The organism is Stutzerimonas stutzeri, from assembly GCF_009789555.1.
In the GTDB taxonomy this organism is placed as follows: domain Bacteria; phylum Pseudomonadota; class Gammaproteobacteria; order Pseudomonadales; family Pseudomonadaceae; genus Stutzerimonas; species Stutzerimonas stutzeri_R.
Genome location: NZ_CP046902.1, coordinates 3876713 through 3889199, shown reverse-complemented (window position 1 = coordinate 3889199; position 12487 = coordinate 3876713). Strand labels below are relative to the sequence as shown.

General features: G+C 59.6%; 11 protein-coding genes, 4 tRNA genes and 1 pseudogene. 12 read left to right on the top strand and 4 right to left on the bottom strand.

Annotated features, from left to right (window positions below):
- The first annotated feature begins 148 nt into the window (after positions 1-148).
- The 6 genes from gltX to GQA94_RS17895 all read left to right on the top strand — a co-directional run bounded on the left by gltX (position 149) and on the right by GQA94_RS17895 (position 2927).
- Positions 149-1630, top strand: a complete 1482-nt coding sequence (gene gltX, locus GQA94_RS17920; RefSeq protein ID WP_158189278.1) for a glutamate--tRNA ligase — start codon at positions 149-151, stop codon at positions 1628-1630.
- A 156-nt stretch (positions 1631-1786) separates the two neighbouring features.
- Positions 1787-1862 (top strand) — tRNA-Ala (locus GQA94_RS17915).
- A 52-nt stretch (positions 1863-1914) separates the two neighbouring features.
- Positions 1915-1990 (top strand) — tRNA-Glu (locus GQA94_RS17910).
- 50 nt (positions 1991-2040) lie between these two features.
- Positions 2041-2116: transfer RNA gene (locus GQA94_RS17905), tRNA-Ala, on the top strand.
- A gap of 48 nt (positions 2117-2164) precedes the next feature.
- Positions 2165-2240 (top strand) — tRNA-Glu (locus GQA94_RS17900).
- A gap of 237 nt (positions 2241-2477) precedes the next feature.
- On the top strand, positions 2478-2927 hold the full coding sequence (locus GQA94_RS17895) for an acyl-CoA thioesterase (RefSeq protein ID WP_158189277.1): 450 nt from the start codon (positions 2478-2480) through the stop codon (positions 2925-2927).
- 10 nt (positions 2928-2937) lie between these two features.
- On the opposite strand, the gene GQA94_RS17890 is transcribed toward GQA94_RS17895, so the two are convergent.
- A complete protein-coding gene (locus GQA94_RS17890) occupies positions 2938-3213 on the bottom strand; it encodes a hypothetical protein (RefSeq protein WP_158189276.1) in 276 nt (91 codons plus the stop codon).
- A gap of 102 nt (positions 3214-3315) precedes the next feature.
- Here GQA94_RS17890 and GQA94_RS17885 point away from each other — a divergent pair.
- The 5 genes and pseudogenes from GQA94_RS17885 to GQA94_RS17865 all read left to right on the top strand — a co-directional run.
- A pseudogene (locus tag GQA94_RS17885) lies at positions 3316-3520 on the top strand (DUF4113 domain-containing protein); the annotation flags it as partial.
- A gap of 691 nt (positions 3521-4211) precedes the next feature.
- Positions 4212-6347 carry a TonB-dependent siderophore receptor gene (locus tag GQA94_RS17880; protein ID WP_158189275.1) on the top strand — a complete coding sequence of 712 codons (2136 nt, stop codon included), beginning with the start codon at positions 4212-4214 and terminating at the stop codon, positions 6345-6347.
- The gene (locus GQA94_RS17875) at positions 6344-6643 is read left to right on the top strand and encodes a DUF3649 domain-containing protein (protein ID WP_199270062.1); all 300 of its coding nucleotides are present in this window, start codon (positions 6344-6346) and stop codon (positions 6641-6643) included. The genes GQA94_RS17880 and GQA94_RS17875 overlap by 4 nt, the downstream gene beginning before the upstream one ends.
- A gap of 10 nt (positions 6644-6653) precedes the next feature.
- Positions 6654-8336 carry a PepSY-associated TM helix domain-containing protein gene (locus tag GQA94_RS17870; RefSeq protein ID WP_158189274.1) on the top strand — a complete coding sequence of 561 codons (1683 nt, stop codon included), beginning with the start codon at positions 6654-6656 and terminating at the stop codon, positions 8334-8336.
- Entirely contained in the window at positions 8329-8646 is a 318-nt protein-coding gene (locus GQA94_RS17865) for a DUF3325 family protein (protein WP_158189273.1), read from the top strand. The genes GQA94_RS17870 and GQA94_RS17865 overlap by 8 nt, the downstream gene beginning before the upstream one ends.
- Positions 8647-8818: 172 nt before the next feature.
- Here the strand turns inward: GQA94_RS17865 and GQA94_RS17860 are convergent, their stop codons facing one another.
- The 3 genes from GQA94_RS17860 to GQA94_RS17850 form a co-directional block, all read right to left on the bottom strand.
- Entirely contained in the window at positions 8819-9154 is a 336-nt protein-coding gene (locus GQA94_RS17860; RefSeq protein WP_158189272.1) for an antibiotic biosynthesis monooxygenase family protein, read from the bottom strand.
- A gap of 39 nt (positions 9155-9193) precedes the next feature.
- Positions 9194-10168, bottom strand: a complete 975-nt coding sequence (locus GQA94_RS17855) for a zinc-dependent alcohol dehydrogenase family protein (protein WP_158189271.1) — start codon at positions 10166-10168, stop codon at positions 9194-9196.
- A 156-nt stretch (positions 10169-10324) separates the two neighbouring features.
- Entirely contained in the window at positions 10325-10627 is a 303-nt protein-coding gene (locus GQA94_RS17850; protein WP_158189270.1) for an ArsR/SmtB family transcription factor, read from the bottom strand.
- Positions 10628-11139: 512 nt separating this feature from the next.
- Here GQA94_RS17850 and dinB point away from each other — a divergent pair.
- Entirely contained in the window at positions 11140-12222 is a 1083-nt protein-coding gene (gene dinB, locus GQA94_RS17845; RefSeq protein ID WP_158189269.1) for a DNA polymerase IV, read from the top strand.
- The last annotated feature ends 265 nt before the right edge of the window (positions 12223-12487 follow it).

Sequence of the window (12487 nt, the reverse complement as noted above, 5' to 3'; positions counted from 1 at the left end):
GTGCGCTCGTTACCCATCGCCGTGGACGTCTGGTGGAGCCGGTAGAGGCCCGCCTGCTAACATCGCGCCTTTACACGCGCTGACCGGCGGACGCGTACGTTCATCGCCAGCCGTTGTGTTTTCCCTGTGCTTTCGATTCGAGAACATCATGACCACCGTTCGCACCCGTATCGCGCCATCCCCCACTGGCGACCCGCATGTCGGCACTGCCTATATCGCGCTGTTCAACCTGTGCTTCGCTCGCCAGCACGGCGGCCAGTTCATCCTGCGCATCGAGGACACCGATCAGTTGCGCTCGACCCGCGAGTCCGAGCAGCAGATTTATGACGCGCTGCGCTGGCTGGGCATCGAGTGGGACGAAGGTCCTGATGTGGGTGGGCCGCATGGTCCGTATCGCCAGAGCGAACGGGGTGAAATCTACAGAAAATATTCGGACGAACTGGTGGCCAAGGGGCACGCGTTCCCGTGTTTCTGCAGTGCCGAACGGCTCGATCAGGTGCGCGCCGAGCAGATGGCGAACAAGGAAACACCGCGTTACGACGGCCACTGCATGCACCTTGCTGCCGATGAGGCGCAGCGTCGCATCGCGGCGGGCGAGTCCCACGTGATCCGCATGAAGGTACCGACCGAAGGCATCTGCCAGGTGCAGGACATGCTGCGCGGCACGGTCGAGATCGGCTGGGATCGGATGGACATGCAAGTGCTGATGAAGGCCGATGGCTTGCCGACCTACTTCCTCGCCAACGTGGTCGATGATCATCTGATGGGTATTACCCATGTGCTGCGTGGCGAGGAGTGGCTCCCGTCGGCGCCCAAGCTGATCAAGCTCTACGAATATTTCGGCTGGGAGCAGCCGCAGTTGTGCTACATGCCGCTGCTGCGCAACCCGGACAAGAGCAAGCTGTCCAAGCGCAAGAATCCGACGTCGGTGACCTTCTACGAGCGCATGGGCTTCATGCCCGAGGCGATGCTCAATTATCTCGGGCGCATGGGCTGGTCGATGCCCGATGAGCGCGAGAAATTCACCCTCGCCGAAATGATCGAACACTTCGACATCAACCGCGTGTCGCTGGGCGGGCCGATCTTCGATGTCGAAAAGCTGTCCTGGCTCAACGGGCAATGGATTCGCGAGCTGAGCGTCGAGGATTTTGCCAGTCAGGTCCAGCAGTGGGCGTTGAACCCCGAGTATCTGATGCAGATCGCGCCGCACGTGCAGGGCAGGGTAGAGACGTTCAGTCAGATTGCGCCTTTGGCCGGCTTCTTCTTCTCCGGCGCGCTGAATCTCGATCCGGCACTGTTCGAACACAAGAAGCTCGAGCCCACGCAGGTGCGTCAGGTGTTGCAGCTGACGCTGTGGAAACTCGAAGCGTTGCGTCACTGGGACAAGGAACGCATCACCGAATGCATCCAGGCGGTCGGTGCTCATCTCGACCTGAAATTGCGCGACGTGATGCCCCTGATGTTCGCCTCCATCACCGGTCAGGCGAGTTCGGTATCGGTGCTCGATGCGATGGAGATCATTGGCCCGGACCTGACGCGCTTCCGTCTGCGCCAGGCGCTGGAGCTGCTGGGCGGTGCGTCGAAAAAAGAAGTGAAGGAGTGGGAAAAGCTTTACGCCGCGATGCCCTGACCACGTTGTGCCGCGGCGCGGTACGCGGGAAATGGCGAATCGAGCCACTCGTCGGCGGTAAGTATTTGTTCTGATGTCGGAATTTCTTCGGCGGCGAGCAAAAATATCGTTGACACTGTGCAGGGGCGCACCTAATATGCGCCCCGTCCTCGAGATGGGGCTATAGCTCAGCTGGGAGAGCGCTTGCATGGCATGCAAGAGGTCGACGGTTCGATCCCGTCTAGCTCCACCAATCTCGATTGCCACACCGGTCGATTCGATCGGTTGCCTTTGAAGGGCTTTGCGTCCCCTTCGTCTAGTGGCCTAGGACACCGCCCTTTCACGGCGGTAACAGGGGTTCGAGTCCCCTAGGGGACGCCATTATTCCAGTAGCAACGCTTCGGTGTTGCGAGTCGGGAGACGTTAAATCCGGGGCTATAGCTCAGCTGGGAGAGCGCTTGCATGGCATGCAAGAGGTCGACGGTTCGATCCCGTCTAGCTCCACCAATCCACGACGGTTCGCTGCGTTCTGGCGAATGGTTGTACGAAGGTTTCGTCCCCTTCGTCTAGTGGCCTAGGACACCGCCCTTTCACGGCGGTAACAGGGGTTCGAGTCCCCTAGGGGACGCCATTTTTATTGCCCGTTTTGGGCATCAAAGGGTCATTTCTCACGAAATGGCCCTTTTTGTTTTGGCCGCGATTCGGGCTGCCGCGGCGCATCCAGGTGCGCTTCATCAGTCTGAAACGATCCAGAGTGCTGAATGGTCCGTCATAGACGATCGCCGCGCACGTGACATTTACCGGGCGTCTGGATTCCAATAGGGCCATCGCCGCCATTTGACGGCGTACAGCAAGCGAGGAGCAGGGCATGATCTGGGACCAGACCGACGCGTTCATCATCGATTTCGCCGTCGAGGCCGAGCATATCGATGAGCTGGGCCATGCCAACAATGCCGTGTACGTCTCCTGGCTGGAGCGGTGCGCCTGGCAGCATTCACAGAGCCTGGGGCTGGGGCTGGAGGACTATCGCCGGCTGGACCGCGCCATGGCCGTACTCAGGCATGAGATCGACTACCTGGCTGCGGCCTATCAGGGTGACCGCCTGCAGTTGGCGACGTGGATCGTGGAATCCGATCAGCGATTGAAGATGAAACGCACCTTTCAGTTGGTCCGGCCCGCCGATGGCACGACCCTGCTCCGAGCCCAGACCACGTTCGTCTGTATCCAGCTATCGAACGGCCGGCCCAAGCGGATGCCGGTCGAATTCGTGGAGGGGTATGGCAAGGCCCTGGTTCAGCCTTATCCCCTCGAACTCTGACACAGGGATTTCAGCGCTGTTCCGGCTTGCTGGCATCGGCGTCGCGGCGTTCCTCGGCATCTTCACGCCAGTCGTCCTGCACTTCTTTCTTCATTTTCTGCTCCAGGGTCGTGCCGTCCTTGCCGACGTCGGCCGTGTTGCCGCGCTGATGGGTCTCGCTCATGGCGCTACCGTGAGTGTCTCCGGCAGCTCCGTGGGTGCCGTCATGCTTGTCTTGCGGGTTGGCCGTTGCGCCGGTGGCGACAAGGCTGGCAAGCACCGCAGCGGCCAGGGGTAGGATTTTCATAAGCAATCTCCGCGAGTGAAAATGATGATCGACCTCTCTGATTCCGACTCGATATCGACAGGATTTGTTCGCCCGGACGCACACATGCCACATGTAGTGCGGTACACCGGCGACCTCTTCGCCAAAACCCAGCCCGCCGCCTCTGAGCGCGTTACGGGCGTGCTCGATGCAATCAACGCGAAATCGGGCCGCATCACCCCCGGCCAGGCCGCGTAACCACGGCGCCGGCTGGGGCATGCGGCGAGAGATGATGAGCCAGAGCTTTACGACACGGCTGGATCAGCTGTGGGTCGTGCGGTGTAGCTAGGGGAGGGGCTGCTATCTGGCGACCCGAGTCGCCGACGGCAAGAGGGTAGGAAGAGGAGCGGCAAAAGGCTGCTAGCGGCCAGAAGCGGACATTGCGCCAGCCGGGATGAGCGGCAGATTTCTGCTGAAATGGCCCGCTTAGGCAGTCTCTTGGGCAGCCTTCGCGAGCCGAAATCACCTAGGTTGTTTACTCGAACGTAGCTGGCAGAGTAGCGGGAACATGGCTATCCAGTGTCTGGAAACGCAACCGGCCAATGTAATCGCTGCCAACGTGCTCACGGCTGTATTGAGCCGTCGAGGTGTTCGGTGGACGCCGACCTACCCCCAACTTCGTTTACCGACACGGCCTTCAGCAGCTTTTCCCGGCGCTGTGGGTTGGTGATGTCCACCACTGCCCCCGGTTTCTCGCCGCCAGCGTTTCGCGCGAAGTTGGCGAGCTTGGCCAAGGTCTTGCTATGGCTAGGTTTTTACAGCCACTTCCGCAACATCAATCGGTCACGCTACGCCAGCGGGCATCATTCTGCGCTAATCGAGAGAGCCTGTGCGTAAATTTCCGTGTCTCATGTGAGAACGATTATCGTTATTTATGTTTTTTACTTTATACTTCCGTCCGCAACACCCTTTATACATTCAATCCATGCCAGCAGAGAGCGTGGTGCATTTCTGACTGATCCAAAGGATAGGTATTGAGCATGACTGACACTAGGACTCGGCTGATTCCCGCCCGCACGCCCTGGCAACGCACAACCGGTGCGCTCCTGTTTTGCGCCCCGCTGGCTGCTGTGCCCCTTAGCAGCCTCGCACAGGAGACCACCGCGAGTGACGAGCCATTTCGCCTCGCGCCCATTATCGTCAACGCCAAGGTGGCGGCTGATGATGATGCCAATTCGGTGGTTGCCAAGGAGCTATGGGTAGGTGGCAAGGTCGCAACCAGTCTCCTCGATACCCCGGCCTCGGTTTCGGTCATTACTCAGAAAGAAATAGAGCAGCGCAGCGCCAGCACCACCGAAGAGGTACTGCAGTACACGCCTGGCGTGATCACCGATTATTACGGTACCGACGATCGCAACGATTACTTCCAGATTCGCGGTTTCCAGGCCACCACCTACCGGGACGGCCTGACCCTGGGTTCGATGCGCGGCGTACGCGAGGAGCCCTTTGCCTATGAGCGCATTGAAGTGCTACGTGGTGCCAACTCCACCCTGTTTGGTCCGGCAGACCCAGGCGGCTCGGTCAACTTTGTCAGCAAGCAGCCGCGTTTCGAGCGCATTCGTCAGGGATACGTCACTTACGGCTCCTTTGACCATAAAGAAGCGGGCGTGGACGTGGGCGATGCGCTGAACGGCAGTGACACGCTGGCCTACCGTTTCACCGGCAAGATGCAGGACGGCGAGCGTGAGTACGATCACTCTCAGGACAACAACGGGTTCGTCATGGGTGGCCTGACCTGGGAGCCGACCGCCTTCACCTCGGCCACGTTGATAGTGGATCATCTGCGCCGGGACAGTACACCCAACAGTGGCGGTTACCCGAAAGACCGGGAATATGATCGCGACACTTTCTTCGGTGAGCCGAGTTACAACTTCCACGATGTCGAGCGCACCAATATCAGCGGCAGCTTCAGCCATGATTTCGACAACGGTTTCACGTTGCGCAGCAACCTGCGTCACAGCGACCTGAGTGATGAGTACGGCTATGTCTATATCAATGACGTTGCTGGGCGCACCGGTCCGTTGGTCGATCGCGGCTACCTGGGTTCTGATGGTGATGCTGAGCAGTTCAACGGCAATCTGATGCTGCAGTACGATGCGCGCTTCGAGAATATCGATAGCAGCACCATTGTGGGGGTGGAATACCTCGATGCGTCTTCCGAAAATGTGTCGGTATATGGCTCTGCCGATCCCATAGACGTTACCCGTCCGGTATACCGAGGCGTTTCGCCCGCCATCGTCTACCAGGACAAGGATCAGGACAGCACTATCAAGTCCCTGTTCCTGCAGCAGAACCTGTCGTTCTACGAGCGTGTCATTCTCACGCTTGGCATGCGCCATGATTCCATGGACGTTTCCGAAACCGACCACCTTTCCGGGACCCGGTCTTCGGACCGCTTCTCGGAAAACTCTTTCCGCGGCGCGTTGACCTATGTCGTCAATGACGAGGTATCTGCCTATGTCAGCATGGTGGAGTCCGTTTCTCCCCCTGAGGTCGGCGTCACCCCGGAGCGGGGCAACCAGTATGAGCTGGGCGTGAAGTATTCCCCGGTGGCGATAAATGCGCTGTTCTCGGCCGCCATCTACGAGCTGACCCAGGATGACGTCGCCACCGCCGTCGTGCAGCCGAATGGTGTCATTGAACAGCAGACCGTTGGCGAGCAGCGGGTACGCGGTCTGGATCTTGAGGCCAAGGCCGAGCTGACCGAGAACCTGAGTCTGATCGGCAGCTACTCCTATATGGACACCGAAGTGCTTCGCGGGGCACTGAATGTATGGGGCGTAGGGGTTGTATCAATCGAGGGCAACGAGTTCGTCTCCGCACCCAAGCACTCGGCTTCGCTATGGAGTTATTACAGTGTGCCGGGCACGAATGTCAGCGTCGGCTTGGGCGCCCGTTATGTAGGTAGCTACCACTTCAGCAACTTCAATGATACCGGCGAGAGCGAGGCGACGACCTTGTTTGATGCCGCCTTCAATTACCAGATTGCTCCGGGTACGGATCTAGCGGTCAATGTCAGCAATCTGTTGGATGAGCAGCATGTTGTGGGTTCCGGTACTGCGGATTACTACAATCCGGGCCGAGAACTCACCGCCAAGCTGAGTTACACCTGGTGAGCCTGTCAGTCATGTCTCCTGCTGCGGTGGTTTCCCGTGTCCTGGCCGCGATCTTTGGCTGCTATGCCTTCGTGTGGGGCGTGGTGGCTCTGGGTGTGGCGGCGCTGAATGGAGTTGGGGTCGAGTACCATGCCGCCGAGCAGGCGATGATGATACTGGCCTTTATACTGTATCTCGCGCTGTTTCTCTGGACCTTTGCCGCAGCCAGTCTGTGGCGGGTCTGGCTGGTACTGGCGCTGGGCAGCGTCCTGATGCTGGCTGCTGCCTGGCAGCTGCAGCGCATGATCATCGGATAGGAGCAGAGCCATGCTGAACAATTTTCGCCAATCCATGGCCTGGGTACACACCTGGTTCGGTTTGGTGCTGGGCTTCGTGCTAATGGTCGTCTTCTTTTTCGGTGCGCTGTCGGTGTTCGACCGCGAGATCGATCGTTGGGCGATTCCCGATACGCGCTTCGAGCCGCAGCCTATGCCGTCCTACGACAACCTGCTGCAGCACGTATTTGCCGATCTCAAACCGCATCCGGTGGATATGGCGGCTACCGCCGGGCGGGTAATCGGCGACCTGCCGGCGCCGGAGACAATGCCCATGGTCTCGCTCTATGCCTACACCACCCACCGTGACCCGGTGCTGAGCATTGGTGGCGAGTTTGGTATCCCCAACCAGCCAAAGGACCCAGCGGATGATCATCTGCACGTGCATGGCTGGGCGACCATTGACCCCCGCAGCGGTGAGGTGCTCCCCGATGACCAACTGAAGATCGGTAGCAGCTGGTTCTATCCGATGCACTACAGCCTGCAACTGAACTGGAAAAATCTGGGTATCTTCGTGGTGGGGCTGGCCGCGCTGGTGATGCTGGTCGCTCTGGTCACCGGGGTGATCATGCACCGCAAGATCTTCAAGGAGTTCTTCACCTTCCGTCCGCGCAAGCGGACCCAGCGCAGCGCGCTGGACCTGCATAACATGAGCGGCGTGGTGGCGTTGCCGTTTCACTTCTTTTTTGCCTTCACCGGGCTGGTGATCTTTGCGTCGATTTATTACTTCCCGGTCTCCGGAACCTTGCTCAAATCGCTGCATGATCGGCATGAGGTGATCGAGGCGGCGCATACCGGCTTGCCCCATGATGAGGCCGGTGTGCCGGCGCAGATGGCCTCCGTCGATGCCATGGTGGCCGAGGCGAAGCGTATCTGGGCTGCGCGCGACATGCCGGGAGAGGTCGGCCTGCTGACTATCGAGCATCTGAATGATGCCAACGGCTACGTCAGCATCTACCGCGCCGGCAGTGATCGTGTAGCGCTGGTCGGGGAGGGCATCCACTTCAAGGCTAGTACCGGCGAGCTGCTGCGTGAGGACCCGGCGAGTGATCCGATTGGCGCTGTCAACCAGTTCCTGACTGGCTTGCACCTGCAGCACTTCGAACACTGGGCCCTGCGCTGGCTGTACGTGGCGGGCGGTCTGCTGGGCTGTATGTGCATCGCCACCGGCTTTGTGTTCTTTGTCGAGAAACGCAAGCAGGAGCACGCCCTACGCGGGTTGCAGGGTTGTCGGTTGGTTGACGCCATGGCGGTCACCACGGTTATCGGCATGCTGCTGGCAGCGGTTAGCATGCTGGCGGCCAACCGGCTGCTGCCTGAGGCCATGCCCGGCCGTGGCGAATGGGAAAAGTGGGTGTTCTGGGGTGCCTGGCTGCTGAGTCTGCTGCATGCGCTGTGGCGTAGTGCGCCAGTGGCCCAAGCGCGGCACAACCCGGCCTGGCGCGAGCAATGCTGTGTGGTGGCGCTGCTCTGTGTCGCTGCGGTACTGCTCAACTGGATCACCACGGGTGACCACCTGCTCAAGACGATGCTGCTTGACCCTTACTGGGCGGTGGCCGGCGTCGATCTGAGCCTGCTGACCTGTGCGCTGGTAGCGCTACTAACGGCCCGCCGTCTGGCAAGGCCCGTTGAGGTCACGGACAACGCCCGGATCGGTGGGGTGGCCTATGAGTAACGCAGGTCTGTGGTTGCTGGCGGCGGCCGCCTGCATGGGGCTGGCGACCAGTTGGCTGGCGCTGTCCCTGCCGGCGCACTGGCGCCAGGTGTTCTGCGCAGACGAGGTCGCCCCGGGCTACCTGCGTACCCTGGGCTGGCTGGCGCTGTCGGTATCGGTGCTGTGCTGCTTCAAGGCCGACCATCCGTCCATGGCGGTGCTGGTCTGGTTCACCCTGTTGCCGGTTGCCGCCGTAGCAACGGCCATGGCACTGAGCTACCGTCCGGCGCTGCTGCGCACGGTCTGCCCGGTATTTCTGCGCGCTCGATAAGAGCGCGCACGGATGTCGCAATTAGGTCGGCGCTCTGAGTAGCTGGATTTGACCTGGCAGCCATAGGGCTCAAACAAGGGCTGTCAGGTCAAATCGTGATGGGGCGACATCACGCCTGAATGGGTCTCGCAACGAACAGGTGTTTACCGGCGACAACTTGCTGAGACGTGGGCTATGCCTGGTCAAAGAAGCTGCTCTGAACGTTGTGTTCTGCGAACGTAAACGGTGCGCCTTCGATGTGGTAGACCGTCGGTTCTTCCGAGAAGTAGTCCTCTAGAGCGTTCATGAACACCTGATGGTCTTTACCCGCTTCGAAGTCCTTGTGGTCCGTGAGCGAGCGCCAGCGCACGATGAGGTTGAGGACCTGGGGCGTTTCGATGCCTTGCGCGAGCAGGTGGCCGCCATAGCCCGTTGCGCGTTTGAGCAACGGTTCGACCTCGGCAAATGCACGTTTGAAACGCTCGACGCGTTCCTGGTGAACGGGGAGCACAGCGATCTCGTAAATCATGGTTTTTCTCCAGCGTGACGTGAGCGGTTGAGCCTGTGCTTACGGGATGAGCGAGGGCTCGACGGCAATTGCGATTTTTCCGCGAAGACCGTTGTTGGGGGTCTCCAGCAATGCATGCGCTCGCGGAATGTCGGCAAGTGAAAAGACCGCGCCAATGTGTGGTCGCAGCTGGCCGCGCTCGATCAATGCGCTCAGCTCATCGAGCTTGCCGCGGTTCTGCCGGGTGAACACGAAGTGGTAACTGGCGTTCTTGCCCCAGGCCTGAATGACGTTTTGCGGCTGGGCGATGTCCACGATGGAGACCACGCGGCCCAGCTGTGCGAGGGCGTGGGGGCTGCGCGACAGGGTGTTGCCGCCGATGGTGTCGAACACCACATCGACGCCACGGCCATCGGTTTCGCGCAGGATGGCGTTGACGTAATCCTCTTGCTCGTAGTCGATAACCACGTCGGCACCCAGTTCCTGTGCGAACTCGAAGTTCGCTTCGCGCACGGTGGTGAACACTTTGGCGCCGATGGCCTTTGCCAGCTGGATCGCCACGTGGCCGACGCCGCCTGCGCCGCCGTGCACCAGGATGCTTTCGCCCACACGGAGCGCCGCACGCACGACCAGCGCTTCCCACGCGGTCCCGCCAACCAGGGTCATGGTGGCCGCTTCAAGATGGCTCAGCGAGGCAGGTTTCTTGCCGACGATGCTTTCGGCTGCCACGTGGTACTCGGCATAGCTGCCGGGGCCGTCGAAAATTTGCGGGGTGTACCAGACTTCGTCGCCGGGCACGAAGCTCGTCACACCTTGGCCGACGGCTTCGACGACACCGGAAACGTCATGCCCGGTAATGCTCGACAGGGGCACGTAGTCGGTGTAGTCGCCACGGCGGACCTGGAAATCCAGCGGGTTGATGGAGGTGGCATGGACACGGACCAGTAGTTGTCCTGCCTGCGGTACGGGCTTGGGGACGTCACGCAGTTCGAACGATTCCGGGCCGCCAAACGTTTTCAGTATTTGTGCTTTCATGGGTAAGTCCTTGTTTCGGTAAAAAGGGATATAGGGAATTATCGATATATCGTCGGAGAAAAATAAGCGGATTTTCGCTACTGCCTCAGTGTGCTGTGGGTTCCTTGTCGGGTAAGAAAGGGATATCGCGATTTGCAGATATCATGAATGAAAAAATTACAGCTCCTTGCCTATCAGCTCGGCAAGCGCACGGATGTTGGCTTCATTGCGCTTGTAGTAGGTCCACTGCCCGATACGACGGACTTCGACCAGACCCACCCGTTGCAGCGTTGCCAGGTAATCGGACACCGTAGACTGAGAAAGCCCGACGCCTTCCTGAATACTGCTGACGCAAACGCCCACCGTATGAACGTCCCCTTCATCCTGTGGGGGGAAGTTCTTCGAGGGATCCTTCAAGCCTTTCAAAATCTTGAGGCGTGTCGGGTTCGAGAGGGCCTTGAATGCGTCGATCAGTTCCATGACGCGATAATATCGAAATTTACCGATATGTCAATTTGACGATATCGACCGTTCGTCGGGCATTCAATCCTTGGGGTTCTGCCTGAAGGCGGCCGGATTTCGTCGTAACGGTCAGCGACCAGTGGAACCGTGGGGGCTTAAGAACACAGCGGATCTCTTTCTTACGATCCGCCGAGCGAGAAATAAACCTCGCTCACGGCGCGAAATATCACGACAGCGGCGCTGGTCATGCGGATTTCGTCGAAAGAGACGATGCGCTTCTCGGCCAGTCACTGGCAGTGATGGCCTTGCTCTGAAGGCTCGCCCGGATATCCATAACTCTTTTCGTTAGCGCCTCAAGCAAGCGTCTATAACCGAACCGAAAAGTGAAGTGTCGGGCTGAGCCGAGCTCAATAAAAAGTTCTTTGCGCTGTATAGTAATGCGACCCGTCCGGTATGAATGAGCAGTGCTCGGATGGTTCCCATCGAATCTAAAGCGGGTATCGAAGCGGGTATCAAATCCGAATAGTTCGATGAAACCATTGAAAGATCAGCACCTTACCAAGCAAAGAAAAATCATTCACGTCGATTGCGACTGCTTCTATGCCGCCATCGAGATGCGTGACGACCCCAGTCTCGCGAACAGACCCATCGCCGTAGGCGGGCTTGCCGAGCGCCGTGGAGTCATCGCCACCTGCAACTATGAAGCGCGTGCCTATGGCGTTCGTTCGGCCATGGCCTCAGGGCATGCATTGAAGCTCTGCCCGGAACTGCTGATCCTGCGGCCACGGATGGAGGCCTACAAGGAAGCTTCTCAAGAAATCCACGGGATATTCCGGACCTACACCGATCTGATCGAGCCGCTTTCCCTGGACGAGGCCTATCTGGACGTGAGCACCTGCGAGCATTTCGCCGGCAGTGCCACTCGTATTGCACAGGATATTCGTCGTCGAGTCTGGCAACAGCTACGTATCACGGTGTCGGCGGGCGTTGCGCCCAACAAGTTTCTTGCCAAGATCGCCAGCGATTGGAACAAGCCTGACGGTCTTTTTGTGATCACGCCGGATCAGGTCGATGACTTCGTACTGTCGCTGCCGGTCACCAAGCTGCACGGCGTCGGGCGGGTTACCGCCGAGAAGCTGAAACGGCAGGGCATTCATACCTGCGCTGACCTGCGCGGATGGAAGCGCCTGGACCTGGTCCGTGACTTCGGCTCGTTCGGGGAAAGGCTGTGGGGGCTGGCGCATGGGATCGACGAGCGTCAGGTCCAGGTCGAGAGCCGTCGCCAATCCGTCAGTGTCGAGAACACCTACGATCGCGACCTGCCGGATCTGGCAGCCTGTCTCGAACGTTTACCGGAGCTACTCGACGCGCTCGCCGTCAGGATGGCGCGACTCGACAGCGGCTATCGACCGGGCAAACCGTTCGTCAAATTGAAATTCCACGACTTCACCCAGACAACCCTCGAACAGGCGGGGGCAGGCCTGGAGTTGGCCGATTATGCCGACCTCCTCGCGGGCGCGTTCGCCCGTGGTGCGCGTCCGGTGCGGCTGATCGGCGTTGGGGTTCGCCTGATCGACCTGCGTAGCGGCTACGAACAGTTGCGGTTGTTCTAGGAGCCGCGCCGGCAGGCTGGAGCCAATCCTTCTTGGGTACGCCGATCTGCCGCTGGAAATGTGAAGGGCCGCTGACTGAGCGGCCCTTCTGCCGTGTAAAAGAGGGAATCCCTGGCCTGCCTGTACCAGGGTCCCCGAAACCGTTATGCAGGCAATTGCATGCGCCGTGCCAGTTTCTGGAAATCGCTAGCGTGAGCGGTGATGTCGCTGCCAATGCAGGCTCCAGGGCTCGGCCGGACACGCCTGCGAGCCAGTGGCAGTGCGG